The organism is Pseudonocardia sp. ICBG1142 (assembly GCF_020496255.1).
Taxonomy (GTDB): domain Bacteria; phylum Actinomycetota; class Actinomycetes; order Mycobacteriales; family Pseudonocardiaceae; genus Pseudonocardia.
Map to the genome: position 1 here is coordinate 84,949 of NZ_JAHLJC010000034.1, position 26,697 is coordinate 111,645.

General features: G+C 68.3%; 25 protein-coding genes. 9 read left to right on the top strand and 16 right to left on the bottom strand.

All coding sequences use genetic code 11. From position 1 onward, the window contains the following. Nucleotides 1-2: 2 nt before the first annotated feature. Both KPL59_RS32885 and KPL59_RS37325 read right to left on the bottom strand, forming a co-directional pair. The gene (locus tag KPL59_RS32885) at nt 3-800 is read right to left on the bottom strand and encodes an Lsr2 family protein (RefSeq protein WP_226363151.1); all 798 of its coding nucleotides are present in this window, start codon (nt 798-800) and stop codon (nt 3-5) included. A gap of 10 nt (nt 801-810) precedes the next feature. After that, nucleotides 811-1,416, bottom strand: a complete 606-nt coding sequence (locus KPL59_RS37325; RefSeq protein ID WP_226363152.1) for a histone-like nucleoid-structuring protein Lsr2 — start codon at nt 1,414-1,416, stop codon at nt 811-813. 849 nt (nt 1,417-2,265) lie between these two features. Here KPL59_RS37325 and KPL59_RS32895 point away from each other — a divergent pair. Beyond that, nucleotides 2,266-2,784 carry a hypothetical protein gene (locus KPL59_RS32895; protein WP_226363166.1) on the top strand — a complete coding sequence of 173 codons (519 nt, stop codon included), beginning with the start codon at nt 2,266-2,268 and terminating at the stop codon, nt 2,782-2,784. Between the two features lie 134 nt (nt 2,785-2,918). Then, nucleotides 2,919-3,368 carry a hypothetical protein gene (locus KPL59_RS32900; protein WP_226363153.1) on the top strand — a complete coding sequence of 150 codons (450 nt, stop codon included), beginning with the start codon at nt 2,919-2,921 and terminating at the stop codon, nt 3,366-3,368. Nucleotides 3,369-3,559: 191 nt separating this feature from the next. On the opposite strand, the gene KPL59_RS32905 is transcribed toward KPL59_RS32900, so the two are convergent. The 11 genes from KPL59_RS32905 to KPL59_RS32955 form a co-directional block, all read right to left on the bottom strand. Then, nucleotides 3,560-3,937 (bottom strand): hypothetical protein, encoded by a 378-nt coding sequence (locus tag KPL59_RS32905; protein WP_226363154.1) that lies wholly within the window; start codon nt 3,935-3,937, stop codon nt 3,560-3,562. 236 nt (nt 3,938-4,173) lie between these two features. Beyond that, on the bottom strand, nt 4,174-4,908 hold the full coding sequence (locus KPL59_RS32910; protein ID WP_226363155.1) for a hypothetical protein: 735 nt from the start codon (nt 4,906-4,908) through the stop codon (nt 4,174-4,176). 21 nt (nt 4,909-4,929) lie between these two features. Further along, nucleotides 4,930-6,552 (bottom strand): FtsK/SpoIIIE domain-containing protein, encoded by a 1,623-nt coding sequence (locus KPL59_RS32915; RefSeq protein ID WP_226363156.1) that lies wholly within the window; start codon nt 6,550-6,552, stop codon nt 4,930-4,932. Nucleotides 6,553-6,769: 217 nt separating this feature from the next. Next, nucleotides 6,770-7,849, bottom strand: a complete 1,080-nt coding sequence (locus KPL59_RS32920; RefSeq protein ID WP_226363157.1) for a hypothetical protein — start codon at nt 7,847-7,849, stop codon at nt 6,770-6,772. A 6-nt stretch (nt 7,850-7,855) separates the two neighbouring features. Further along, nucleotides 7,856-8,296 (bottom strand): hypothetical protein, encoded by a 441-nt coding sequence (locus tag KPL59_RS32925; RefSeq protein ID WP_226363158.1) that lies wholly within the window; start codon nt 8,294-8,296, stop codon nt 7,856-7,858. Beyond that, nucleotides 8,293-8,631 (bottom strand): hypothetical protein, encoded by a 339-nt coding sequence (locus KPL59_RS32930; protein ID WP_226363159.1) that lies wholly within the window; start codon nt 8,629-8,631, stop codon nt 8,293-8,295. The genes KPL59_RS32925 and KPL59_RS32930 overlap by 4 nt, the downstream gene beginning before the upstream one ends. A gap of 206 nt (nt 8,632-8,837) precedes the next feature. Beyond that, nucleotides 8,838-9,143 (bottom strand): hypothetical protein, encoded by a 306-nt coding sequence (locus tag KPL59_RS32935; protein WP_226363160.1) that lies wholly within the window; start codon nt 9,141-9,143, stop codon nt 8,838-8,840. Then, entirely contained in the window at nt 9,140-9,442 is a 303-nt protein-coding gene (locus KPL59_RS32940) for a hypothetical protein (protein WP_226360802.1), read from the bottom strand. The genes KPL59_RS32935 and KPL59_RS32940 overlap by 4 nt, the downstream gene beginning before the upstream one ends. A gap of 307 nt (nt 9,443-9,749) precedes the next feature. Beyond that, complete coding sequence (locus tag KPL59_RS32945; RefSeq protein WP_226363161.1) at nt 9,750-10,847, bottom strand: hypothetical protein; 1,098 nt, start codon at nt 10,845-10,847, stop codon at nt 9,750-9,752. A 2,836-nt stretch (nt 10,848-13,683) separates the two neighbouring features. Further along, entirely contained in the window at nt 13,684-15,126 is a 1,443-nt protein-coding gene (locus tag KPL59_RS32950) for a hypothetical protein (protein WP_226360774.1), read from the bottom strand. A 581-nt stretch (nt 15,127-15,707) separates the two neighbouring features. Next, the gene (locus KPL59_RS32955) at nt 15,708-16,046 is read right to left on the bottom strand and encodes a hypothetical protein (RefSeq protein WP_226360773.1); all 339 of its coding nucleotides are present in this window, start codon (nt 16,044-16,046) and stop codon (nt 15,708-15,710) included. Between the two features lie 1,247 nt (nt 16,047-17,293). Between KPL59_RS32955 and KPL59_RS32960 the strand changes: the two genes are divergently transcribed. Continuing rightward, nucleotides 17,294-17,941, top strand: coding sequence for a hypothetical protein (locus KPL59_RS32960; protein WP_226360772.1), 648 nt, complete (start codon nt 17,294-17,296; stop codon nt 17,939-17,941). Between the two features lie 229 nt (nt 17,942-18,170). Here KPL59_RS32960 and KPL59_RS32965 read toward each other — a convergent pair whose 3' ends face one another. Then, complete coding sequence (locus KPL59_RS32965; RefSeq protein WP_226359944.1) at nt 18,171-18,935, bottom strand: transposase; 765 nt, start codon at nt 18,933-18,935, stop codon at nt 18,171-18,173. Between the two features lie 178 nt (nt 18,936-19,113). Here KPL59_RS32965 and KPL59_RS37970 point away from each other — a divergent pair, with 178 nt between their 5' ends. Beyond that, the gene (locus KPL59_RS37970) at nt 19,114-19,419 is read left to right on the top strand and encodes a recombinase family protein (RefSeq protein ID WP_226360771.1); all 306 of its coding nucleotides are present in this window, start codon (nt 19,114-19,116) and stop codon (nt 19,417-19,419) included. 341 nt (nt 19,420-19,760) lie between these two features. Further along, nucleotides 19,761-21,047, top strand: a complete 1,287-nt coding sequence (locus KPL59_RS32975) for a hypothetical protein (protein WP_226360770.1) — start codon at nt 19,761-19,763, stop codon at nt 21,045-21,047. On the opposite strand, the gene KPL59_RS32980 is transcribed toward KPL59_RS32975, so the two are convergent. Then, nucleotides 21,032-21,796: a transposase gene (locus tag KPL59_RS32980; RefSeq protein WP_226360769.1), complete on the bottom strand. Its 765-nt coding sequence runs from the start codon at nt 21,794-21,796 to the stop codon at nt 21,032-21,034. The two genes, KPL59_RS32975 and KPL59_RS32980, sit on opposite strands and share 16 nt — an antisense overlap. A gap of 562 nt (nt 21,797-22,358) precedes the next feature. After that, entirely contained in the window at nt 22,359-22,529 is a 171-nt protein-coding gene (locus tag KPL59_RS32985) for a hypothetical protein (RefSeq protein ID WP_226360768.1), read from the bottom strand. A 720-nt stretch (nt 22,530-23,249) separates the two neighbouring features. On the opposite strand from KPL59_RS32985, the gene KPL59_RS37330 reads away from it, so the two are divergent. The 4 genes from KPL59_RS37330 to KPL59_RS36305 all read left to right on the top strand — a co-directional run bounded on the left by KPL59_RS37330 (nt 23,250) and on the right by KPL59_RS36305 (nt 26,436). Further along, nucleotides 23,250-23,864: a C40 family peptidase gene (locus tag KPL59_RS37330; RefSeq protein ID WP_226360767.1), complete on the top strand. Its 615-nt coding sequence runs from the start codon at nt 23,250-23,252 to the stop codon at nt 23,862-23,864. 406 nt (nt 23,865-24,270) lie between these two features. Continuing rightward, a complete protein-coding gene (locus KPL59_RS32995; RefSeq protein ID WP_226360766.1) occupies nt 24,271-24,435 on the top strand; it encodes a hypothetical protein in 165 nt (54 codons plus the stop codon). A gap of 11 nt (nt 24,436-24,446) precedes the next feature. Beyond that, a complete protein-coding gene (locus KPL59_RS33000; protein ID WP_226360765.1) occupies nt 24,447-25,997 on the top strand; it encodes a hypothetical protein in 1,551 nt (516 codons plus the stop codon). Between the two features lie 304 nt (nt 25,998-26,301). Beyond that, a complete protein-coding gene (locus tag KPL59_RS36305) occupies nt 26,302-26,436 on the top strand; it encodes a hypothetical protein (RefSeq protein ID WP_255676958.1) in 135 nt (44 codons plus the stop codon). The last annotated feature ends 261 nt before the right edge of the window (nt 26,437-26,697 follow it).

A 26,697-nucleotide genomic window follows, 5' to 3' on the forward strand; every position in this document is an offset into this window, starting at 1 on the left:
AATCAGCAGCGACCACCAGTCGCCAGGCCCGACCCGCCGGGATCGAACAACTCCGGATGGGCCCGCAGATAGGCATCCCGCACCTGCCCCGACAACCGCCCCCGCGCACCCACCGGATAACCCTGAGCCTGCGCCCACACCCGCACCGCCCCCACCGACACCCGCGGCGGCGCGGCCTTCCTGGGAACCCCCTGATCCACAGCGGCGACAGCACGACCCTCGCCCGACGAGCCATCGTCCGCCCCACCCAGGGCACCGAGACTGACGCCAGGCTCGCCGACGCTGACACCGCCACCGCTGCGGTCGGGGTCGGGGTCGGGGTCGGGGTCGGGGTCGGGGTCGGGGGGACTGTCGTCGAGCGGCCACAAGGCCAGAGGCACATCCCCCTCGTGCGCGACACCCCCACGAGCAGCCGAGCGCCGACGACGACCCCGCACCGCCCCCTCAGAACCAGACTCCCCAGAACCAGCAGCCGCCCCGACATCGCCGCCGCACGTACCGGTCACCGCCGCAGCAACAGCGGCAGCAGCGGGACCACCAAGTTTGCCGAGGGAACCGAGGTCACGCAGGGAGCTGAGCAGGGTGTCGACGAACACCCGAGCGACATCGGTGTGAGCGTGATGATCCAGAAACGCCGACACCACCCGCACCGCGGTCAGCGCCTCCGCCTCCCGATCACCCCACACCGGATGCGGCTCCACACCCCGCGCCGCCCGCACCACCTCCGCGAACCGGCGAACCGGCGCAATCTCCCCCGCCACAGCATCAGATGCCACGGCATCCGGGTCGGGTCTGTTCACCCGCCCATGCTCACCCAGACGAGCACGGACCCGCTACCGCGGCGAGATAGGCCGCCCGAACATGAGCCGGGAGCCGACCCCGCTCCCCGACGGTGTAGCCGTTCTCCCGAGCCCACTCCCGCACCAACCGCGCATCCGGAACCGCCGACACCGCCGACGAAGCAGCGGCAGGGGCAGGGGCAGCGGCAGGGGCAGAGAGCAGCGCGGGAGCAGCAGCAACCCCGCCCGCCGCGGTGGAGGTAGCGGCGCCAGCACCTGCCGCAGCGGCGGCGGCGGCGGCGGTGTCCATGATCGGGCGCAGGATCTTCGCCAACGCATACGCCGCGACGTCACACGCCTTCATCTTCGCCCCCTCCGTCGCCGTGCACACCACCACCTCGCCCACGGTGTCGCCCACCAGCAGCCGCGCCGACACCGTCGCGGTGAACCCCTGCGGATGCCCCGACTTCCCCACCCCCGCCGGGACCGCACCGATCTCCAGATCCGCGATCCGCTCCACCTGCCGCCAATGATGCAACAACGCCCGCGGCGAGGTGTACTTCCCCAACACCGGATCCTGACCCGGCTTCACCCCACCCTTCTTCCCCGTCGTTTTTCCCACGGTCTTCTGCTGCACCGAACCTGTCGAACCGCCCCGCGCAGCGCTACCCTCACCCCGGGCAGACGGAGGCTCGTCCTCGACAGCGGGATCGACATCGGTGGACATCCCCGGCCCAGTACCCACCTGCGACACCGGCACGGCCTGCACCGCGCCAGACCCCGCACCTCCCGCCCCAGCCGCCGGGGGCGGGACGCTGCCCGGGGCAGCGAACACCGGAGTCACCGACGGCGCCTCCCCAGCATCAGGGACCACGGGGATCCCGGCCGCTTTCAACCACGTCCGCAACGCCGCCGGCGGCACCCCCAGCACATCCGCAGCGGCCTTCGCGGTCATCCCCCGACGGATCATCGTCTCCGCCCGCTCCAACACCCGAGCCCGATCCCGCTCCGCATCCGCCGAGGTCCCCAACTGCCGAGCATGCTCACGCTCCCCCAGCTTCAAATCCTCCGCAGCCGACAACACACACGCCAACGAGCAATACATCCCCAACCGCAGATGACGACCCCCACCACCCGGCGACCGCTCCAACAGATACCAACCCGTCGGAACACTGATCCCCACCGCCGTCAACTTGCACGACCGACAAAAATACGACCGCTCCACACCCCCCGACGGCGACGGACCCCACGGCCCCGCAGAAGGTGCCGCACGACGATCCGGCACCCGACGACCCGGATCCCGCCCCGCACCACCCGAACCCGACGACCTGCCCGCACCCGACATCCTGGAATGCCCGTACCGCACCACAACACCGCCAATCAGAAATATCGCGAACCCGACCCCGACAACGGTAACCAGAACGACACCCACGCCAGGTCATGAGACAGCGACCCAGGCACGAAGCGATCCCGTATCCTCCGAATGATGATCGTGCGCGCCACCGCGAAAGTGCTCACCGCCATCCGGCAACGCCCCGACCAGCTCCCCACCCTCCCCGCGGCCGAGGACGACTGGTACCTGCACCTGGCCTGGCTCCGCGCCCGCAAATGCCTCCTACTCACCCACGCCGACACCCTATTCTCGGTGTTCATCCCCGACATCCGCGTCCGCGACCTACGCCCACCCGGCCCCCTGCTCGTGGCACGCATCCACGCCGCCCTCGACGCCGCGGACCTCCCCACCGACGCCCTCGGCGAACTCGACCCCGACACCGTCGCCCTGGCCAAAACCCTCGACCGACGCGTCCGAGGCGTCATGAACGACCACCTCTACACCGTCGAACACCTCCTCGACCACCACAGCATCGGCATCGACCCCGACCGACCCGGCATCACCGCCCCCGACACCCTCGACCTCGTCCACCGCCACCTCCGGCGCACCATCAACAGCCCCACCGGCTACACCCAACCCATCGACGCCATCCGCGCCCGCCTCACCACCTGACACCACGCCGACACCACCCCGGGACGACAGCTGTCAACAACGACGAGGACCTCGTCGCCCCTCGTTCAGGTGCCCGTCCGTGTGACCGACAGGTGTCTACCGGTCACGCACGGTTCGTGATCTACTCCCATTCCGTGACGATCACGCCCCCCGACAGCGCTCCACGAGGTTCCCGACGCCGCGGCATCACCCGCCGCGCAGTGGCCGGGCTGACCACCGCAGCCGCGCTGGCCGCGACCCTGCTCCTCGCACCCGCCGCCAGCGCCGCGCCTCCACCGCCGGGCCAGCCCTACGGAAACTCCGGCTCCAGCCAGTCCACCGTACGTCCCGGCGGGAACCCCGAATGCCGCCAAGGCGACCCCCTGTGGTGCCAGGTCGACGGCGGATTCATCACCATCCGCTTCTACGAACCCGGCACCTACCTGTTCGAGTTCACCATGAGCGACGCCGACAACCGCGGCGCCTACACCACCCGCCACACCGTCACCAACGACGGCCACAGCGGACCCGTCACCATCCAGGTCGTCAGCGCCTACTTCCGCGAACAAGGCTTCAAAATCGACAAGTTCAACTACCGCTGGTAGACACCAGCATCACCCAAGCCGGTCCTGAACCCGAGCCCCGCCGACACCGGCGCTCACCGCCGGGTGGTGCCCAACACCGCCGAGCTGGACACCACCCGGCACGCGACACACGCCACCAGAGCGAACAGAGAGGACGACGGGGGGCGATCGCGGCGATGACAGAACCGGCGACGGTACCCAACCGGCCGCGTTCAGAGGTCGAGCGCGACGCGTAGGAGCGCATCGAGCTGGTCGAGCACAGCTTGATCGACCAGGCCGAGTGACTCGGTCAAGGTCGGCCGGTAGACCCGGGTCAGGCCACGCTGCACGTTGAGCCACCGCAGCTCGCCATCAACCTCGACCGGCACGACCAACAAGATCGCGCCCGGGTCCTGCTCATCGGCCTCGACCCCGTAGAGCATCGACACACCCCGGTCGATCACCGGCTGAGCGCTAACGATCAGGATCGTTCGATCACGCACCACCGACGGCGCACGCCACAACTCACCCCGACGCACGCCACCCACCCGTAGCCCCCGCACCGGTGCCGAGCTGGTCCTCACGCTCGTCCAGCGCGGCCATCGCAGCATCGGCACGGTCCTGCGCCGCAGCACTCAACGACGGCCGTTCAGACTCCCAGGCATGCCGCAACACCAACCGACTCATGAACGCCGACAACGTGCGCCCCTCCAACTCCGCAGCCCGCCGAGCAAGAACCAGCGCACCCGCATCAAGCGACAGCGACACCTTCTCCGTTGACCCCACCAAGCAATCCTACCATTCAGTCGCATCAACTACAGCGAGCGCCAGGGCCCGGCCGACGAGATCACGCGCCCACCCGTACCGCGCCGACCGACCCGGTCGAGACAGTCCAGCAGCGGCCGGTCTTGACCGCCAACCCGGCGCTCGCCAATGCGGTCAACGCTTTCGACACCGCCGGGGCCTTCCGCCCCGTCACCGCGGCGATGTCCCCGGTCCGGGTGTGCCCGGCAGCCAGGGCGGCGTAGACCTCCCGCTGCGCAGACGACAACCCGGCATGCTCCGCGCCCTCAGCACTGGCGACGGTCTCCGCAGCCGGGGCGGGCACCGATACGACATCGGCGGCGGTCAACGCCGACGGCACGGCCACACCCGACCAGCCCGGCAACGCCACCACCGGCACCGGCGCTGACGAGGGCACAGCAGGGACCACAGGCGCCGCATCTGATGGTGAGGGCAGCTCGGCGCCGGTGGTGGTGCGGCGCCAGGCGGCCAGCTTCGCCGTCTGGGTCTCCCACCGCGCCTGCGGCGACAGACCCTGGACCGGCTGGAACGGCAGAACCGCCGCAGCAGTGTCGCCGTCCAGGACGGCGGCGGGCACCGACCGCACCCACTCCCCCAAATCCTCTGCCCAGGCGACGCGGCCCATCGTCATCCGCCCACCTGAGTTCGCGAAGCAATACCCACCACCCGAGGGCAGGCTGGTGGGGGCGACCGCGAGACCGTCGATCACGGCGTTCTCGCTGCGGTTCATGTTGCGGAAAGCGAACAGGTTCCGGGCGGTCAGGAAACTCCGCAGCACCGTGAGGCTTATTCAGGGTGATCATGAAGTGCGGTGTTTCTCCAGGTCGGGACCGCAGCGAGGTAGCCCGCCAGGCGGCCCTGAATAAGCCTCCGTGGACTGCCCGAAATCCGGCGCCAGCAACGACTGCGTCCCCACCACCAGCCCGACGCCGTACTTACGGCCGATCCGCACCACCCGCTCCAACCGTCCGATGAAATCGGCCGCGACCATATGCGGATGCGTCGACAGGCGATGCAACTCATCGATGATCCACATCAGCCCGGGCAGCTCCGGGGTGGGCAGCAGCTTGCGCGCCGGGGACTGGACCGCCGGATCGGTGATCGCCACCAACGCCCCAGCCCCGGCCCCGCCGTCGCCGTCGCCGTCACTGTCGGGGTCGGCGGGGGCGTCGGTGAGGGTGGACTTGAGCAGCGACCGGACTTCCAGGGCGGCCTCGACCGCGGCGAGCTGGGCCAGGACACCGTCCGGACCGGACTCCGCCCAATCGGCGACATCGTTGAGCACCGGGGACGACCCGCCGTCGGGGTCACCGTCACCGAAGAACACATGCCAGCACCCCGACGCCACGAGGCCGAGGCCGATCGCCTCCAAACACGCCGACTTCCCCGACCCCGGCTCACCGGTCACCAGACCGTTGCGGACCCCGACCTCCTCCACGGCATGGAAGACCATCTCCCCCTCCCCGTCGGCATACGGCCCGAGAGGGATGGCCCCGGACTCATACCGCGGCCCGGTATAGGCGATCCCCGCCGAGAGCACGTCCCGCACGATCACGGTGATCACCGCCCAGCCCTCGTCGTCCGGATACGGCTCCACCACCAGATGTTTCCCCGACACACCCAGAGCGGAGGCGATCCGGGCCCGACGACCCAGGATGTCGTCGAAACACACCTCCCCCGGCGGAGTGCGCACCGTCCACCGGATCGCCCGCCCCGACTCCACCCGATCCGTCAACAGCGAGTCCGGCAGCGCTTTCCCCCGGCGAGCGACATTGGCCGCCCACCGCCGAGCAAGACGGTCCCCGACATCACCTGCGTCCTCGGTCGGCAGGACCGGGCCGGTCGACGGCACCGTGACCGGGTGGGCGGCCATCCAGCCCGACCAGCACGCCGCCGAACCGGCCGCGAGCACGGCGAGCAGGGCCGGATCGGCCGGGCCGGCCAACGCCGCCGCACCCACCCACGCACCCGCACCGGCGACACCCGCCCACGACGCCTTCTTCCACGACGCCGGGACCCGGCGGCGCCACCAGCCCCGCGCACCGGCCAGCCCGGCCGACACCGCGAGCCCGAGACCCGCCGACACCGCGGCCGCCGCACCCGGCCCCTCCGAAGCGGCGACGAGATCGCACAACGCCCAGCCCAGGGCCCCCATCGCCGCCGTCGCCGCCGTGACCAGATACGGCACCCGCCGCGCCCACACCGACGCCCGGACCCGCTCCACCCGCTCGCTGGCAGCGGCCTGACCAGGCGTTTCCCGCCGCAACACCGAACCCGCCGGGCGCGCCACCACCTCACCACCCGCACTCGCAGCGGACTCGTCGTGGATCTCGTCGGCGGTCAGGCGTTGCAACGCCGCCACCAGCACCTCCGGGGACAGCCCGGCCGGATCGGCCGGCCCTGACTCGATCGCTGCACTCAACGCGCCCTCCGGTCCTCAGCGGTCGCGCGCAGGTACGGTCACGCGCAGACTTTCGTTTCGTTCTGCTCGGTAGTGTTCGGTGATGTTCGGTGGTGCCCCGCACCGCCATGACACGGACACCCGACAACCAGTACGCGCGTACCGGTTCCGAGGACGGGGCTTCCCCGGTCCGGCCCTGACCTGCGCGTGCGCAGGTCAGGGCCAGTCCGAGGGCGGGTCAGGTGCGGGTGCCGATGTAGGTGCCCGACACCGTCGCGGCCAGGGAGTCGTCCGAGAGGACCTGGTCCTGGGTCGACAGATGCCGAGCGAAATGGGCCTGCGCACTCGACGCGCTGTCGCGGAACAGCGCGGCGTGCTCCTGCATCTGCGACAACAGCGCGATCGGTGCGCCCGACACCCCCGCCGCGGACAACGACGACACCAACTGCTCGATCTCGGTGAACATCCGCTCCCCGAGACCGCGCATCTGCTCGCAGAAATGATGCGCACTGCCCGGATCCAGGGTCTCCCCACTCGCCATGGTCGTGCTGCTGGTGGTTGCGGTCATCGGGACATCCTTCCCATCGCTACTGCTGGTCACAGGACTGTCGGTCGTGCTCGCCGGGGCCGGGCGCTGGAGTGGGTGCACCGTCGCCCACCCGCCCCCGGTCTCGGTCTCGGTCTCGGTCTCGGTCTCGGTCTCGGTCTCGGTCTCGGTCTCGGTCTCGGGAACGCTGCCGCTGGCGGGCGGGGCCTCGGTCTCCTCCTCTGCTTCTTTCCCCGCGGGCACCGGCTCGGGACCCGGGTCGACGGTGATCACCATCGGCCCGGCCTCCGGGGTCCGGCCCGTGTCGCGTTCCGCGGTGCGTGGCGTGCCCGGGCGGGGCGTCCACTCGCCACGACCACCCGCACCCGAGCGGCGGGACCTCCGCCCGACCCGGTCCCGCAGCGCGCGGGCCCACCGCTGCCGACGCAACTCCCCGGCCGCGGCCCGCTCATGACGCCGCCGCCGCCGATCCGTCGCGTAGTCCCACCCGTCGGCCCACCACGCACCCAGAGCTCGACGGGCCGGACCCGGCTCACGCCGCCCCCGCGGGTGCGCGATCCGCTCCGCCACCCGCGCGGCCAGGGCCTCGGCGATCGTCGGCCCGGTCCGGCGCGCATCGCGGGCCATGCGGCGTTCATGGGCGCGTTCGGCCCTGCGGCGCCGATCTTGTAGGCGGGGCGGCTCCGTCCCCCGCGCGGTCGCGATGACCTCCGTGCCCGCATACCGGGCCAGCCCCCACACCAGCAGGGACACCAGCAGGATCGTCTCCACCGCCGCTCACCCGGTGATCCAGGTCGAGGCCACCGCACCCGCGCCCCCGACACCCCGGGCCAGCACGCTGTAGAACCCGGCCAGCAGCGGAGCGCCTGAGGCGACGGCCAGGGTCGGGGCGGTCAGCGCCAGCCACGGATGCCACGACTTCGGGCGCGCGGTCTTCGGCACGATGCCCTTCACCACGACCTCCAGGGTGGCGATCACACAGACCGCGGCCAGGACCGTGCCGCCGGCGACGCCGAGGAGCTGGGTGACTGTGGAGGTCGCCCCCGACAGCGTCGTGAACACCCTGCCCAGCAACGTCCCCAGGACACCGCCGATCCCGGTCCCCGCGACCAGGAACAACGCGTTCGTCGTCTTCGCGCAGTTGCCGTTGTACTTCAGCCAGGCGCCCAGCACGAGCGCCAACGCCGCCACCACACCAGTACTGGCCCACGCGTTCATGACGTGCTCCCCTCAGACCCGGACAGCCACGACGGCGTCCAGTAGGACCAGGTCACGAACTCCGGCACCAGGACTCCGACCAGCGGAATCTCGTTCAGCACCGACGCCACCGTCACCGCCAGCGGCGCGACCGTCCAGAGTCGGCCCGGGGTCCGCGACGCCCACCCCAGCACCCCCGCAACCAGCAGGGCGGGGGCCTGCACCAGCCAGAAGTGCGCGACCGCGACCTGACGCACCATCGGATGCTCACTGGCCGTCCAGTCCCCGCGCCGCGCCAACTCGATGCCCTCGGCCAGAGTGACCGGGCGCTCCACCGCGGCCCGGCAGCCCGTCACCGCAGCCGTGGCGGCGCTCGCCAGCGTCCGCGCGAGTCGCGTCCACCACGGCGGACCCGCCTCCGGGACCGGGCCCCACCCAGCCTTCCCCGCAACAGCCGACACCACCGCACTCGGGGCCGACTCGCTCGGGGCCGCCGCGCTCGGAATCGACTCGTTCGTCGTCGTACTCGTCGTCGTTGCACTCGGCGCTGTACTCGTCGTCGTCACCGCCGACTCCTTCCCGCGCTCAACGGCTCACGGGCCTGCAGCTCCAGAAGTCGATCCCCGGCCGTGACCAGCGCCGACACCGCAGACTCGACCGCAGCCGCGGCTTCGGCCGGGTCCGGATGCCGCCGCGACGCCGCGCCGCGGGCGTAATCGAACGCCGCGGCCAACCGCTCCACATCACTCCCGGCCGCGGCGAACCGCACCACGAACCGCGACCGCCGACGGTCCGGACGCCCCCGGCGCGACGCGACCTCCACACCCGCGCCAGCAGCCGCGGCGGTGCGGCGGCGGTAGCCGCTCACCGCCGACCACCCCGCCCCACACCACGCCGGCGGTCGAGGGCCCGGGTCACCAGAGCAGCGACGCTGCACCACACCAGCACCGCCGCCAAGCCCATCACGATCCGCGGCGCCGACCAGTCCCCGGCCGCCGGGAACATCGCCTCCACCAGCACAAACACCGCGAACCCCACACCACCCAGCCCGAGCAGCAGCGGAACCGACGACACCACCGACCCCAGCCGCGACACCGCCGCCCGCACCGGATGCGGCGCGAACCGCGGGCGACGCACCCGCACCCGCTCCGGCGGGAACAACGACAACTGACCCGACCGGTCTGGCGAGTGATCCAACGCCCGGTCCAGCGGCCGGTCCGACACTCGACGCGACGATCGACGCGGCACCGGACGAGACACTCCAGATGACGACACAGCAACAGACACGCAAACCTCACCCCAAAAAGGAAGAAGCAGAACAAACAGGAGATAACGGACACCATCGGGCCCACGGCAGCCCCACAGCAGCTACAGCACGCCGCTACAACCAGCCGAAGACGACCCGAGAAAGAACTAGACAGACCTGCCCGGCAGAGCGAACGGCAGAGCCGAACTGAACGCCGCCGCGCCAGGACTATGCGAGGGCGGCGACCCGGGCACCGTTCACACGCCCCGCCACCGACGACACACCCGGCGACACCGGTGCTGTGGCTGCGGCAGTGGTGCGGTGCAGGAACGTGGTGACGTGGTCATAGGCGTCACCGGCGAGCTGGGCGCGGGACTTCCCGATCCCGAAGGTCTTGCGGATCGCTTCCCGCGACACCGACCCGGCCCGCTCCCCCGACACCGCCGGAGCGGGAATGTGGCCATCGGCGACCGCGCGCCGAGTCCGCTCATACAGCACGACCGTGTCCGCCGCCGTCTCATCCAGCCGGGCAGGAGTCAGCTCGTCATACAGGTCAGCGAAGATCGGCCGGAACACCGAATGCAACACATGCTGCACCACCACCGCCGCAGCGACCAGCAGCGGCGGCAGGACATGCGCCAGGGTCGAGCCCGGGTCGAAGCCGTAACGCACGCCCCACGGCACCACCGTGAGCGCGAGGGACGCCGCGGCGAGGACCGCATCCAGCGCATACAGGCCGCGGGGGATGCGGCGGCCGTGCTGCACCGCGGTGAAACCCACGAACAAGCTCACGACCAGCAGCACCGAAGCGAGAGGTTCGATCAGGTAGCCGTACCACGGGCCGTCGACACCGACGACGCCGTCGTGCACGGTCACCGCCATGAACAGCACCCCGGCGGCGATCAGCAGCGGCGGCACCATCGACAGGCCGACATAGCGGCGGTAGGTCGAGGTCAGCCGACGGTCCGGGTTGAGCAGACGGTCGCGGTTCGCGACCGCACGATGCGCCCAGCCGGCCTCCCGGCGCTCACCCCGCACAGCGGCAATCTCGGCCATCCGGGTCCGGCGCCGCTCCGCACGCTCCGCGCTGCGGAGCTTCTCGGTCACCTTCCGGTCGGCGCGGCGCTCCCGCGACGACCGGGCATCGAGAAGCGCGGGATCATCCTGGAGCGCGACCACAGCGCGGGCCTGCTCCACCTCTTTAGCCAGGAGCCGGGCCTCACCGATCAGACGCGGCCCGGCCCCACCGGAGTCAACGCGGTCGGAGTCCGGGGCGAGGACCAGGTCCTCCAGCCACGACTCCGACCGGGACCCGCCCGTGCTCATCGGGCCCACCCCGGCGCAGAGGTGCGCGGCAGCGGCACCACAGCGACGGTCACCCACAGGCGATCGATGAGCTTCTCAGTCCACCCATCCGGGAACCACCGCAGCTGCTCACAGCCGGGGTCACCATCCAGAGGGGGAACCAGGCCACCCGGGGGTGGAACAATATGGGTCGTGCAGGCACGATGCCACATAGCCGATCACCTGTTTCTAGTCAGGTTGGTTGGTCAGACCGGCGCCCCGGAGTTCAATCCGGGGTGTCGGTCGCCCACCCAGCAGGAAGCCAGACGGGCTTCGACATGTCTAGCACCCCGCCCGCTCCTGTGACAAGACCAGGGTCGAACCCGCTGTCACCAGGCAGGCACACACCGCACGCGCCGATCGGGCTGGGATGCGGCCAGGCGCAGGGCCCGGCGAACGCTGTCGGGACATCGCCGCGACGGTCGCGGGCGAAGGAAATTCCCAGGGGCCTCTCGCGCGCGCCTACGCGCACATCGCGTTGAGACCGGCCACGAGCAGCCGCCGCCGAGGAAATTTCCTCCAGGAAAAACTCCTGTCGACGGCGGGCAGCGGCGTCCCCAGGCCGTCGCGCCGGGCCCCGGCAGCTCAGCCGAACCGGCCCAGCCGAACCGTGAGCCGGCGACCGGCCCCGGCTCCGGGCGCGCGGCCCGAACGCGACCACGGGCCGACCTCGCCGGCGACGGCGCATGACGAGCGCCGCGTGGTCGGACGACCGACTGGCTCCGAGCCGGAGGTGCGACCCGCGGCGCGAGCCGACCGAGGACCGCAGAGGGATCGCGCCGAGCAGCAGTCGACGAGCAACACGGGCCGGACGCCCGAGGACACCTCGGCAGCCGAGCCCGCCGACCCTCGCTGACGCCGTACACCACCTCCGTGGACGCAACCGCCCGGCGGTGCCGGTCGAGTCGTGCCGGCCGAGTTTCCGGCAAGGAAATTTCCTCGCCGGGAATCCCCGTCGGGCGGGTCTCAACGCGATGTGCGCGTAGGCGCGCGTCGCGCGCGCACGCGAGAGCCCCGGGGATTTCCACCCGACTTTCCCGGGCACGGCCGCGCACGACGACCGCCGCCGACGACGTCCCCAAGCGCCCCGGCCAGGCTCGAGACGATGATCGTTCGCCACTACCCAGCGCCGCTATCGGCGACCTCGGCAGCCTCGCCGGGGTTGCGAGTGGGCGGTCGCCCGGCACGCAACCACACCTCTGCGATGCCTGCTCGATAACGCCCTCTCGGGGCCGGGCCGGAACCGGCGCGGCGTAGGCCTCGGCGACCGCCGTCCCGGCGGCGCGGGCGGGGCACTGCGGCGTCCAGCTTCGAGACCGGCGCGGACCCGGCAGCGCAGGTGGCGCGTCGATCCGGCCGAAGCACGCCTGAACGGGGCGCTGAGACCGCTCGACGACACCGGCCACCGCGGGTACGGGCCCGCGGGCAGCGCTGTCGTGCCGCCCGTGCCACCCAGAGCGTTCGTGCGCCTCGCCAGCGAGAGCAGCCCGGCCGGGCTCGGGGCCAGCGCGGTCGGGATCGGCCCGCAACGCCGCGCCGCGCGCACCTCCACGGCCGCTGCAGCGAGCGTGACCGCGGCGACACCAGGGTGGCAACGGCGCGCGGGCCGGCGCGCCGGTCCCGCGGCCGGGTCCCGGCGGCCCGGGCTCCACCGTGATGATCCACTCCTGGGGCCGTGCGGACATCCGACTCGCCAGCGCCCCAGGGGCCTGCGTCAAGATCGCTCTACAGGTATCGGGACCAGCACCTTTGCCGCGTGCACCGTTCGCCGTGCAGCGGCACAGAGCGACCTGAACAGCACCAACAACAGCCACACTGCCGAAGAGAATCCCCTGGTCAGAGCGTTGTCACTCGACCGCTGCGGCCAGTGTCTGCTGTCGCCAGCCACTCAAGATCGTTTCATTGCGGCGTTTCCGCTGGTCCCGATACTTGTCGACACCTACTCGCCCAGGCGCGTGAGGGAGGATGGTCCAGGCGAAGAGCTCGGTCCCCGCGGCGCGCGAGCGAACATATCCCCAGGTCAGGGGCGCGATCCGAGCGGGGCGGAGGCCTGGTCGGCGCCGCGTAGCGACCCACGGGACGATCATGAACAAGGCTGTTTCCGCTGGTCCGGCTACGTGTCGATATCCACTCGCAGGAGTGTTCCGGGAGCGAGCGCCCAGGGAGGGAGGTGTTCAGCACGGTCGACCTCGACAGGATTCCCCAGGTCAGGGGCGCAATCGTGACCAACAGGGAAGCCCCGGAAGGGGGCCGCGGCGAGGCAGAGGTTGATCATGCGCCGGGGTGTTTCTGCTGGTCCCGGCGCTTATCGAGGGTGTATCGCGCCAGTAGGTGGGAGAGGTCGTCGGTATCGATGACGCGGCGGAGGCAGCTCTGGTTCCGGGGGAATCCGCAGGTCAGCGCCCCCGCCAGCTATCCCGAGTTGCCCTGGGAGCAGCTCCGGCGCGACCACGTTGTTGATCGAGAAGTGGGGTGTTTCCGCTGGTCCGGGTGCTTGTGGGTGGCTGTCTGCGGCATCCTGGCGCCGTCGACACGTCGGGTCTTCGGTGTTGAGGCGGGCGTTCCGGTATTGGCCGGGCTGCCCGGTTCCTTCGTGGCGGTTGTGTCCTGGCTGTGGTCTGGTCGGGGACGTTCACCGGCGGTGACGGACGGGCCTGTAGTGGGCGCTGAGGGCGTCTGTGACGGCTTCAGGTGACGTCGGTGGTCGTGGGCAAGTCGACCCGGACCGGAGCCCGCTCTGGCGGGCGAGGACCGGAAGCGGCGCGGCAGCTCCGTTCGTGCGTCTCCAGAGCCGCCGGACGGGCGCGGGTGCTGGTGTTCAGCACGACGTCCCGGCAGCGGCGAGTCGTCGGGAACGGCGGTCTTTGAGCAGAGCGGTGATGTGGTCGCGGGCGGTCTCCCGGGTGCTGGTGCTGGCGGTGTCGTGGTCGGTGACGAGCCCGGTGAGTAGCGCGTGCCGGTCGCGGGTCTGGTTGCGGGCCAGGGTGGCGCGGGCCTCGGCCTGTTGCTGGGCGTCGGCTCGCAGGGTGTCGACCGCCAGCTGGGTGTGGCCGTAGGGCAGCCGCTGTGCGGCGGCGTGGCCGTGCCGGGCCGCGAGGTCGGCCCGCTGGCGGGCGTCGACGTGCGGGGCGGGCAGGGGCCCGCACGGGCCGGTCCAGGGCGCCAGGCGGTGGCGTAGCCACGCCGATGGCCAGCGCACCTGCCCGGCGGGGCAGCGTTCGACGGGCCGGGACGGGCCATCGAGGGTGGGCTGGTGGTGAAGGGCGTGGCGTAGGTCGTTGTTGGTCCACCCGGCCCGCCAGAACGGCTTCACCTGGGCGCGGATTGCTCGCGGTGAGAGCTGGGCCAGTAGCGGGTCATCGCGCAGCTGTCGTGCGGCGGCGAGCATCCCCCCGCGGCTGGTGGGCACTCGGTCATCGAACCAGTCGCCCCACCGTCGTCCCTGACGGGGCGGCTCCGGACGGGTCGGCTGCGGGCCCCGCGTAGCGGGCCGGGGCCGGGTTCGTTGGCCGCTGTGGATGATCGTTTTCGCGCGCGTGTGAACAGAACTCTTACCTGCGGTAAGAGTAAACCCCGTTGGGGTCCAACTTTCGCCGCGCAACGATCTGTGAGAGGGGGTGTTGGTTGTGGTGTCGGGGGTGATGTCGCCGGTCTCGGTGAGCGGCCGGAGGTCGTCGCGGTGCGCGGCGGTGTTCGACTCGGTGATCGCGTGGTCGGGCAGGTGGAGTTGGTAGACCGCTGCGCGGTTGCCGTGTCGTCCGTGGAGCATGCTCTGGATCGGGCCGCGGTACTGCGGGGTCGAGCCGGGCTCGACGAGGATCAGCCAGTCGAACTCTTGGAGCTTCGCCAGCCAGGACGCGACCGAGGACCGTGACCACCCCGAGGCCTGCTGCAGACGCTTCCAGGTGGGCCAGGTGAGATGGTCGGTCCAGTCCGCGCGGCGGGCGAGCTCGGCGAGCAACGGCTCCAGGCGTCGGCGGACATCACGGCGCAGCCGCTGCCACCAGGCCGACGCGTGGATAGCCTCACGCCAGTCCTGCGCGGTCCGCGGTAACCCCCGGAGTGCCGCAGCGGCGGTCTCGGCGTCGCTCCGGGTGGTCGTGTCGTCGGTGATCGAGATCCAGCACGGGGCGCAGACGATCGAGTCGAGCACCGTGTCCCGGGGCTGCCCGGAACGGCGGACGCAGTGCGTACACATCCGCGCCGTCGGCGGCGGGGCGGTGTGCAGCTCGTCGGCGGGCGGCCAGTCTGCGGTGCTCATTGCCATGGCCGTGGCGGCCAGCTCACCCTGGTCGAGCCCGCCCAAGGGCCAGAGCCCGGCATCGAGCCCGGCCCGGACCGGACACCCACAGACATCCCGGTCGCACCCGTCTGGGGGCGTTGCTGTCGTGCCGGGGGCCGCGCTATCGTGTAACCACGCATCCAACGCGTGCTCGCTCCTTCAGGGATGGGGGGGCTGAAGGAGCGGAGCGGGAACTCCGTTGTACTTCCGTTGTAGGGCCCGGCCGAGAGGTCGGGCCCTACTTCGTTCTGAAGCACATACTGCTGCTGATGCTGCTCCAGCCCGCCATATCGAATTGAGATCGTGGGACGACCAGCATCTGGCTGTCGCCCTAAGCGGTCTAAGCGGTCTAAGCGGTCTAGGTGGTCATTCGTCGATCCTTCGTCTGCGCTGAGGGAAGCGGCTGTCCGGCGGTCCCGGTAGCCAGGAGAGCCAGGAGAGCCAGGAGAGCCAGGAGAGCCAGGAGAGCCAGGAGAGCCAGGAGAGCCAGGAGAGCCAGGAGAGCCAGCTCACTGTCCGATCCTGCCAGACCCGGCTACTGGCCCGGTCGGCGGCTGCTCTTACGGGCGTGGCGGCTGTGTCGGGGGCTCGCCGGGCCCGTGGTGTCGGTCGCAGTCGTCGAGGTCGTCGAGGTGTTCGACGCAGTCGTCGAGGATCGCCTGGGTGGTCCGGACATGCCACGCCGCCGGCGCCTGGTCCTCTAGGGTCGCCCCGTAGGGGTTGCGGACTTTTTCTGCGGCGAGTGTCAGTTCCCGGGTGGCGGTGAGGATCCTGTCCCGCAGCCAGTTCTCCTGGTCCACTCCGTCACGCCCCGAACGACGGACCGGCCGCGGCGGGACGAGACCCGGCGGCATCCACTGCCGCCCGAGATCAGGCTCGTCGGGGGGCGAGGCGAACATCGAGACCTCCGGGGAGACAAAGCGCGACGATTCCTCGATGCGGCTCGCCCTGCGAGATCCGCATCATGGTGTTGGCGTGGCGATCGTGCACGCCTGTGCACGGGCTGTCAACACCGCTATGCTCTGCGTGGACGTCGCACCGCCCGGCAGTGGTCGGGGATGGGGGGAGTGATCCGCAGTGGGGACCGCCGGGCATGAACGAGATGCGGCAGAAGCCAAGAAGCTAGCCAACAAGATCAACTTGCTGTTTGACACGGTCTACGATCGCGCGGTGCGGGACAGGCCGTACTCCACGGAGGAGGCGGCTCAATGGCTCCATGAACACGCCGATGAGGGCCCAACGATCAGCCCAAACTACCTTCGAGCCTTGCGTCGTGCGGCTCGTACTAACCCAAGCTCAAACAGTTTGAGAGCTATTGCTCGTTTTTTTAAGATCGATCCAGGCTACCTTTTGACCGATGATGCGCATACTGAAGAGCTAAATCAGCAGCTGCATAGTCTCCGACTTCTTGCTGACGCAAGTGTTCGTGGAATCGCTGCGCGCTCGGCGTCTTTAGATTCGGCGACGCAGGCATGGGTTTTACATATGCTGGACACTCTTCCGCGTCGTGGCGAGCGGCCAGACCGGGGGTGGGAATCAGGCGCTACTTTCCCGAGTAGGAAATCGAAATGAGCTGCTGCTCCTGAACCATCGCTGGCTATTTGCTCGGAGATGAGCGTGCCTGGCGGCGGGGGACTGGTGGTGAACTTCCAGAAGGCAGCGCGGGGATGTGGTGAGGGTGGATAGAGCGTCGCGAACAACTGCTGAAGCGCTGGATTACGCGATGAGGATGCGCCCACACCTTAAAGGAGTCGACAGTAGAGGAGAGTTTCTGGCAACGGTCGTGGTGGCCGGAAATCCCGAGTTCGAAGGTTCTGCACTAAGCTCAATCACAGATCTACTCGCTGGCGACTCTCTCGGTGCTCTCCCTCGGGGATTCCTGGCGGCGTTGGCCGCCGCCCTGAAGGTTCCTGAAAGCTACTTTTCCGACTGGCGAGTTATGACCAGTGTTGATGTAGCGGTCGCGTGTGGGACGGAGCTCAATAAGCGAGGCGCGTCTGTCATCGGTCCCTGTCGCGTGTCTTCGCGGGGACCGTTTACGCGAGCAGTGATGCACTGCAAGTGGCTCAATGATATCGCACTAGATCCCAGGGCGGATATAAAAGATCCGACCGATCCTGAACGGGCGAGGGATGAAGGTCGAAGTATGAGGCGCCCGCTGACTCCGCGAGAGCAGTGCGGTCGCCTTCTGTCGGAGCTGGGACTCCGGCCGCCGTTAACACTGGCAGAGATTGTATCCGCAGTCGAACAGCGTGTGCAGCGAAGAATTCGGCTGGAACCCGAGCGTCTCCCGCTAGGCGGGCTGTTCGGCTGCACACATACTGAGGGCGATCTGGAGAGAATCCAGTATCAGGCCCTCGCACCGGTATCGCAACAGACCCTCATCATTCTCCATGAGTTAGTGCACTTACTTATGGGGCATCCGCGCAATGCCATTCCATTGGATATGACAGTGCTGGTGGAACATTTCACTGAGCTACGCGGCCTACTCCACCTGGTCGCACCTCAGGAGGGTAGTTTCCTGGAGTCTCCTGCTAGTGCGGTTATCAGACGCACTCGTCCAGGCCTGCTTGACGACTTTCGGGCTTTGCTCAACGAAGCGTTCGACAGCAGGAGTGCAAGCCCGCCCACTCTCGGAGGTGTTTCCGTTGCATTGTATGACGACTACAATGAGTGGCAGGCGGAAACCATGGCGACGATTATGCTGGAATGGATTGAAACGGGAAGCAAGAGACGGGCTGCAGGCAATCGCTCCAGGAGAATTCTTGAGAGCCTGGGAGAGCCGGAGCGATGATAGAGGGTGATGGGTTAGGGGCGCTAAGGAAGCTCATCGACTGTTGACAAAGTATCCGGTACTAGCTCATACTGATTTAGATGCGTATAGCGCGAGCTGCCGAGTACATGGGCATGTCGGTGGTGGGTGTTCGGAAGGCTGCCCGAGAGGGTCGGCTGCCGTGTCGAGTTTCAGCCTCTGGTCAGCGTTTGTTTGATCGTGCTGATCTTGGAGGCTTATTCAGGCTCCGTCAGGTAAGTGTGTAGAAGATGAGTCCGATGACTGCCGAGATTGTCGTTTTAAATGTGGCGTAGGGCCGCCGGTAGTCTGTGTGGAGAACTTTCCACGTTTTGATATGGGCGATGACTCGTTCGATGGTGGCGCGTGTGTGGTTGAGGCTCTTGTTGAATGTTTTTTGCCAGTCGAGAAGTTCCCGGCCGGGTGGTTTTTTGAACGGGGTGAGCATGCCGCGCCCGATGTATCCTTTATCGCCGATCGGGGGGTATGTGGCGAGGTGGTCGAGGGCGCCGGATTGGTCGAGGCAATATAGGTCGTGTCGGGAGCCTGGGGTCGGGTCGGAGATCCACGACAGCTGCCCTTCCAGGGTGGCTGCGACCTGGACGACGACGCCGGTGGTGCGATGCTTGCCCGACCACAGACCCGGCACCGCGGCCCATGACCAGCAGGGCAGCAAGGTTCCATCGATGATGTACTGCCGATCGGCACGAAGCTCCTCTGCCGTCGGAACGACACTCCGCAGCGCCTGTGCCAGCAACGGTGTCACCCCCGTGATCGCTCGACTAACCGTCGACTGCGACACCCCATAGGTTTCCGCCAACTCCCACTGCACACGATTCCCGCGCAGATACGCCAACGTGATCACCACCGACCAGAACAACCCCAGAACCGGCGGCCAAGACAAACGTGCCTCCGTCGCGTCCCGCTGATCCTGCTCATACACTATAGCGACAAGATCCTGAATTTCATCACGCCGGAAACCAGTGGTATAGTACATACTGCGGCAGCCCGTTCATCTCGGATTGATTCGGCAAACCAATATTCGCGATGGACGGGCTGTCGCCCAACCCGACACGCCGGGCTAGATCGTTATTTCACGGGGCCTGAATAAGCCTCTTGATATCTTCCTTGGGCGCGAACCGATTCAGCCGGAAGCGGCGGAGCGGGTTGAGGCGTTGTATTGCCGTGTTTCTGGTTCGACGGGTCAGGAGTCGTCGTTGGCGAACCAGGAATCGGTGTTGCGGGAGACGTCCAGGGGGACAGTATTCCGAGTGTATCGTGATCGCGCGTCCGGTTTGCGAGAAAATCGGAAGGGGTTGACTCGGCTACTTGATGACGCCGCTGCTGGGCGGTTCACGGTAGTTCGCGTAGTGTGGCGTGACCGACTGGCTCGGTTTGGTGTCGCCTATGAGGCTTATTCAGGGCCGCCTGGCGGGCTACCTCGCTGCGGTCCCGACCTGGAGAAACACCGCACTTCATGATCACCCTGAATAAGCCTCTATATTGAGCGGTATCTGGCGCAGGTCGGAGTTGCAGTTGAGACTGTTCATGCTCATGCGGACAAGTCGCTGCTTGAAGAGCTGATGGATGACTTCATGGCGTTACTTGCGTCCTTTTCTGGTCGGTTCTATCAGTTGCGGTCAAAGACGAATCAGAAACGACTGCTTGATGCCGCGCAGGCACGCCTGCAGGAGCAGGGACCTCCGACGTGACGGGTTGGCAGAAATCCAATGTATTGACGTCTTCAACGACATCTCGAGCTTCACGAGCAGTGTGTGAAGTGTCTGGTGCTGTCGTGTCGCGAGATGACTTGACGGAGCGGGTGCGTTGGCTGCTCGACATTGTGGAGGGCGCCGAACGCGATCTGCTCTCCGAGTTGTGGGTTCCGGAAACTTTTGACCGTATACATTCCGGTGTGGATGAGGGCGGCCGTCGATTGCCTGCGGCTGCAGCGGTAGTGGGGCAGCGTTGCGGATGGCGACCTCAGTTTCCGCAGGATATGTACGTTCCATCTCGTGTGATGCGGATCGTGACGGCACAGGTGATATCAACGTTGCGAACCTTGGCTTCTCGGGATGCCGCCATTGCAGCAGAGGTGTCTGGTGGTGCGTCAGACGGCACTGCGGGCCTCGGGGGTGCGTTCGCGAGGAATGTGCATAGGCAGATCGCTCGGTGGGTGCGCTTGCATCCCGGGGTCGATCCGGCAGGCTTGCGGATCACGACGCTCCAACCCGTTCCATCTGTCGCTCGCCGGGTCCGTCTCGGAGCCGTTGACGCCCAGCTGGCGACGCTTGTTACCAGTACGGCCACCGAGCTGACACTGCGGATCAAACTTCCTGTACGTCAACATCCAGATTCTCGGACCGATTGGCGTTGGGTTCAACTCGATATCCCGATTCCTCAACATTTACATCATCGGTCAATCACCGGATGGCATCTCCCCGAGGTGACCCTTGATCGGCGCGGGGCACTATTCCGTTTCGCTTTCGCTGAAACAGTGCCTCGGCCACCGACCGTTGCGGACGCAGCGTCTGCAGTCGGGGTTGATTGGTCACCTAAGGATATGGTCGTTGCGGCGACTGTAGTTCGTGACACTCAGAGCAACGCCATGTACAGCGATTTTCGCGGGCGCCGTTTCGATGACCATGGACTCTCCGTCAAGTTAGCTCGACTTCAGCGACAAGGACAGTTCCTCCGCCGTAAAATCGCTCGTCTTGAACAGCTTATTCCTCAAGCCTCGATACCCACGCGACAGCGCCTTGAGGGGAAGATGTCTGCGCTGCAGGCAGAAATGCTCTCCTGTGGGCAGAAACGGGCACGCATCAATCGAGATTTAGCTTATCTGGCCGCGCAGTATGTCACGGTAATCGCCCGAGCCTCCGGTGCATCGATCATTGCACTGGAAGATCTTGCCACTCTAGAGGCCCGAGGGTTGGGTAAAGATGTCAACAACACAGTAGCTCAATCAGCGCGTCGCGTCGCCGCAAACGCGATCGAACACATCGCGACCCGCGATGGTCTCACTGTCGTGGATGTCCCACCCCGAGGAACATCGGCAAATTGCCCAACATGTGGAGGCTTATTCAGGCTCCGTCAGGTAAGTGTGTAGAAGATGAGTCCGATGACTGCCGAGATTGTCGTTTTAAATGTGGCGTAGGGCCGCCGGTAGTCTGTGTGGAGAACTTTCCACGTTTTGATATGGGCGATGACTCGTTCGATGGTGGCGCGTGTGTGGTTGAGGCTCTTGTTGAATGTTTTTTGCCAGTCGAGAAGTTCCCGGCCGGGTGGTTTTTTGAACGGGGTGAGCATGCCGCGCCCGATGTATCCTTTATCGCCGATCGGGGGGTATGTGGCGAGGTGGTCGAGGGCGCCGGATTGGTCGAGGCAATATAGGTCGTGTCGGGAGCCTGGGGTCGGGTCGGAGATCCACGACAGCTGCCCTTCCAGGGTGGCTGCGACCTGGACGACGACGCCGGTGGTGCGATGCTTGCCCGACCACAGACCCGGCACCGCGGCCCATGACCAGCAGGGCAGCAAGGTTCCATCGATGATGTACTGCCGATCGGCACAAAGCTCCTCTGCCGTCGGAACGACACTCCGCAGCGCCTGTGCCAGCAACGGTGTCACCCCCGTGATCGCTCGACTAACCGTCGACTGCGACACCCCATAGGTTTCCGCCAACTCCCACTGCACACGATTCCCGCGCAGATACGCCAACGTGATCACCACCGACCAGAACAACCCCAGAACCGGCGGCCAAGACAAACATGCCTCCGTCGCGTCCCGCTGATCCTGCTCATACACTATAGCGACAAGATCCTGAATTTCATCACGCCGGAAACCAGTGGTATAGTACATACTGCGGCAGCCCGTTCATCTCGGATTGATTCGGCAAACCAATATTCGCGATGGACGGGCTGTCGCCCAACCCGACACGCCGGGCTAGATCGTTATTTCACGGGGCCTGAATAAGCCTCGTGATAACCTCGTTAGTCGACCAGGGGGATACCACAGCGCAGCATGCGCCACGTGCATGTTTACGGTCAATCGAGATGACGTCGGCGCGGTGAACACTGCGAAACGCGCATTAGCTGCCGAGCGGGTTACGCGGCGCCGAGGATCTCAGCGTCAACGGGTAACCCGGCAACAACACAGGCCAGTCATCCGGTGCCGGGATAAAACAACTCCCACTCCCAAGCGACGGCGACACCGCAGAGTTCGCCGCACTACACCAGCCACAACGCCGACGATCACCCGCGCTGAAGCGTCGCCGCGGGGCACGGACCAGAAGAAGCAAGTCACCCTGACCTGCCGAAACACCCGTGTGACTACCGATCACTCACACCGACAGACATCCACTCGGGTGTCCATAAGTGTCAGAGATCCGTAGACGCTACGACGTCGCCACCGGCGGCTCCTTCTACACCCACCCGCCCGAGTGGGTCCTGAGAAAGATCGTCACCAACCCGAACATGATGATCTTCGGCAAGCCCGGGCGGGGGAAGTCGTCGACGGTGTGTGCGTTCTGCCTGCGGATGATGCCGTTCGGCTTCAAAACGTTGATTTCCGGTGACCGGAAGGGCGAGTACACGCCGGTGCTGCGCGCACTCGGGATCGAACCGATCGCGCTCGGCCCCGGGTCACCGCGCCGCCTCAACGCCCTGGACCTCGGACCGCTACGTACGTACTGGCCGGCCTGGAGCACCGAGCGGCAACGCCGCGAACTCGACGTGATCCTCGGCCGCTGGAACCGGCTGCTGCTGTCGCTGGCCGCGGCCCAGGGCCACGTCCCGTCGGTGACCGACGAGTACGTCCTGCACGCGGTCCTGCGCCGCCTGCTCGGCGCCGATGACACCACCGACCAGCTCCGCCCGGTCACGATCCCGCAGGTCACCGGCCTGCTCGCCGACCCCGACACCGAGCTGTGGACCGGGACCCGGTTCGCTGACCGCACCGAGTTCACCACCGCGACCCGGGCGCTGACCGATGCCCTGTCGAACCTGGTCACCGGGCCGCTGGCCGGGCTATTCGACGCCGAGACGAACTTCGACCTCGACTGGGACTCCCCCATCCAGTCCATGGACCTGTCCCGCCTCGACCCGCTCGGGGACAAAGCGATGAACGTCGCCGCCCGCGCGGGTGCTGAACCCGGTCGCGGCCACCGATGCCTTCCTCGACCGCCTCATCGCGCTGTCCGGATGGGCGACCATGCCGCCCGGGACAGCGGCGCAGGCGGTGCAGCGCTCGGCGTTCCCCGACCGCTACGCCCCCCCAAGAGACCCCGGCCGCAGCCCTGGTCGACCAACTCTGGGTGGGTGCGGACAACCCGGTACCGCTACCAGGCGGCACCGACAGTTCCCGCGCCACGACCGCGCAGCTCGCTTCCACGGTCTACGTGTGCCCGGACTCCGGCGGCGCCGGACTCCCACCGGGCGGCGCTGGTGTCGTCGATGCGACGACGCTCCCGGACGGGTTCACCCCACCCGCCGATCCGGTCGCGCGGGCGGCGGTCGGCTACGCTCTGGCCCAACTCGGGAAACCGTACGTGTGGGGAGGGACAGGCCCGGACGGGTTCGACTGCTCCGGACTCATGCTCGCGAGCTGGGCCGCCGCCGGAGTCGCCCTCCCTGCGGGCACGGTCAGCCAGAAACACGCCGGGACTTCGGTGCGCATCGCCGACATCGCACCCGGAGACCTCGTGTTCATCCCCGGCTCACTCGGCAGCACGGGCAATCCTCGGCACAACGGCATGTATGTCGGCCACGGCCTGGTCGTCAACGCCTACGACACCACCCGAGGCGTCGTCCTGCAGCCACTCGCCGAGTGGGCCGAGCAGGTCACCCACATCCGCCGCGTCCACACACCGACGCCCGCTCCTGCGGGCCCACCGGCGCCTGCGGCTACTGCGGCAGGAGCGACGCCATGAGCGCGATCGCACTCGCGGCCACGCTGGGCCTCACCACAGGTGAGGCCGCCGCCGCGACCACGCTGATGAGCACGACGGCCACGGCCGTCACGGCGGCCCCACCCGAGCACCGTAACCACGACCAGGACGAAGACCCACCGCCGCAGGACGGCAGGCCACGGATGCCATCGATTCGTGTGACAGCGCCGCGGACGAGAGCACCGGCGGCGAGGCGGTCGCGGCGCCGGTGCGGGCGGCGTAGGCCCGGTGGAGCGGCACGATCCTGGGATAGGTGGTGCGGGCGGTGTCGATGGGCACCGGCTCGGCTACGGTCTGCACAGAAGAAAGGACTGCGGCGCCCCAGACTCGCAAAGTTGTGGGCGCCGCAGCCTCCGAGCACGTTTCCGCGCAAGGGAGCACTGTAGTCATGTCCCACCGAAGCGTCGAGCACCCCCTCGACCTCGACCTCGACCTCGACCTCGACCTCGACCTCGACCTCGACCTCGACCAGCTGTACACGCTGCCGGTGGTGGTTGCCCCGTTTGTGTCGGCTGGCCTGGCCGTCTTCGTCCTGACCGGTGGTGCCCGATGAGCGCGGCGGCGATGATCCGTCCGTCCGGGACCGGCTACAGCGGCGGCTACGCCGGCGCGGAACGGCCCGGTGAGGGTGATGTGTTGCGGGAGGGGCGTCGGTTCCCGTACACGACGGTCGGGGACTGGGTGGCGCTGTCCGGGGTGTCACCGCGGGCGATTCATGCCTATGTGCTGCTGCGGTCGTTTGTGAACACTCAGCGCGGGGATGAGCGGGCCTGGCCGGGGCAGCGGTTGCTCGCCCGCGGGCTCGGGGTGTCCAAGGCCCACACGGTGGGTGCGGCGATCGGCGAGCTCGTCAAGATCGGCGCGGTCGATGTCGAGACCGTCGCGACCGCGACCGGGCGCCGCAACATCTACACCGTCCACGAGGCCCCACCGCCCGGCTACACCGGCCTGGGCAGCACCCAGGAACTCGCCGCGCTCGTCGCCGCCGAAGACGCCGAAGCCACCGCGAAGGCCCTCGCCGCACGCCCCGCCGGCCCCCCGCCACCGGCACCCAAGCCCGGCCGCGCCTGCCCCGCCACGAACCGCGCCGCGGCCCGGCCGCAGCGCCGCACCACCGACGCCGTAAGCCACGGCACGACCCGATCCGGTCAAGAACCAGCAGGTCGCAGGGGGTATGCCGCAAAAACGGCAGATCCCCCAAATGGGGGACCCCCAGAGTCGTTAGCATTGGGGGGATATGCCGATTTTGCGGCATACCCATCTGCCGAAAAACCGGCACAGAACGACCTGAAGTTGAACGACCCGAAGGGGGGGAGGGCGCGAGCGCGCACGAACCGTCCGGCCACCGAGGTCGCTGAGCCCGTCCACGCCCCCCACCCCCAGAGCCCTCGACCAGAGCCACACCCCGCACCCGCTCCGGCCGCGCCCCCGGCGCAGCCCTCGATCGCGGCCCCGGCGGCCGGCGGCGACGAGGCATCGCTGGTGAGTGAGCTGGGCGCAGTGACTACGGCGCTGGCCCAGGTCGCCGCGCAGCTGGCCACCGCCCTAGCCGCGCACCCGACCGCCGCTCCGCTCCCGGCCCCGGCCCCGGTCGCGGCCCCGGCGGTCGCCGCGCTGCCCGCGATCGCTACCGCTCCCGACCCGGCCCGGCCCGACACCTGGAAATGCGCACGCCACCTCGCCGCCCCGGACCCTCAGGATCGGCCCTGTGGCTGCTGCGGAGCCGTCCGCAAACACCACGAGGCCCTCCGGGACCTTCAGGTCACCGAAGCCGCTCAGAAGCGCTCTGAGGCCGCGCAACGAGCCCGCGGCGAACGTGACGCCTGCCCCGACTGCGACGACTACGGCCACGTCCTCGATCCCGACACCGGTCAGGTCTATGACCACCCGCTGCGCTGCGAGCACACCGGACCCGCCACCGAGCGGATCGCCCGACACCGCCAGCACCTGCTCGCCCTCGCCGCCCAGACCGCCCAGGCCGAGGGCACTGTCCCGGGAGAGGCAGCCCGCGCCCAGATCCGCGCCCACCTCACCGCCCAGGCCACCCGCCGCACCGAGACTCACCACCACCACCCAGGCCGGGCGCTGCCGCCCACCCCGAAAGCATGGAGATGACCAGCACAAACCAGTCCTGAACTCGACGCCGGCCAGCGGGCGGTGCCCGGTGCACCGAAGACGGCGCCGTACCGAAAACGGTGCTGCCGCGCCGCTTCCGGTCCTCACCCGCCCCGGGGGCGGGCTGCGGTCCGGGTCGACTTGCCCACGGTCGGCGGCGGGCGACGCCGCAGCCCCCGGGACCTGCTCACACACCAACGTCACCTGTCGCGCACAGTGCACACATGAACACACCACGCAACGACCCGCCCTGCACGACGCCCTCACCCACGACCAGCCTGCCCGTCCTCGGGCCGCAGCTCAGATGCCCACGAAAACCGGTACGTCGGCCGCCACGTCATCCACGGCCCGGCCGGACCCCGGGCCGTGGCTCACCCTGGTGGTCCTCGGCCTGGTCATCGTCGCCGCCATGCTCACCATCACCGTGACCTGGAACTGACCTGGACCTGAGGTCTCCGCTACGTCGGGACCGGTCCGGGCGCCGCTGGTGCTGGTTATGCGGGCGTGCCGCTGCCCGGCAGCGGACGCACACTCGCCAGACCGGAACGAAAACGCACCGGTCGTTCCCCGGGCGCGGTGACACGCTCGGACGGAGGAAGGACACCGCGGGTGAGCAGGTTGCGCTTGGCCTTGGTCGCGGTCCGGTTCCCGCCGATCGCCGGTCCACCTCGGACAGCGACAGATCCTCACCGCGTTCCCC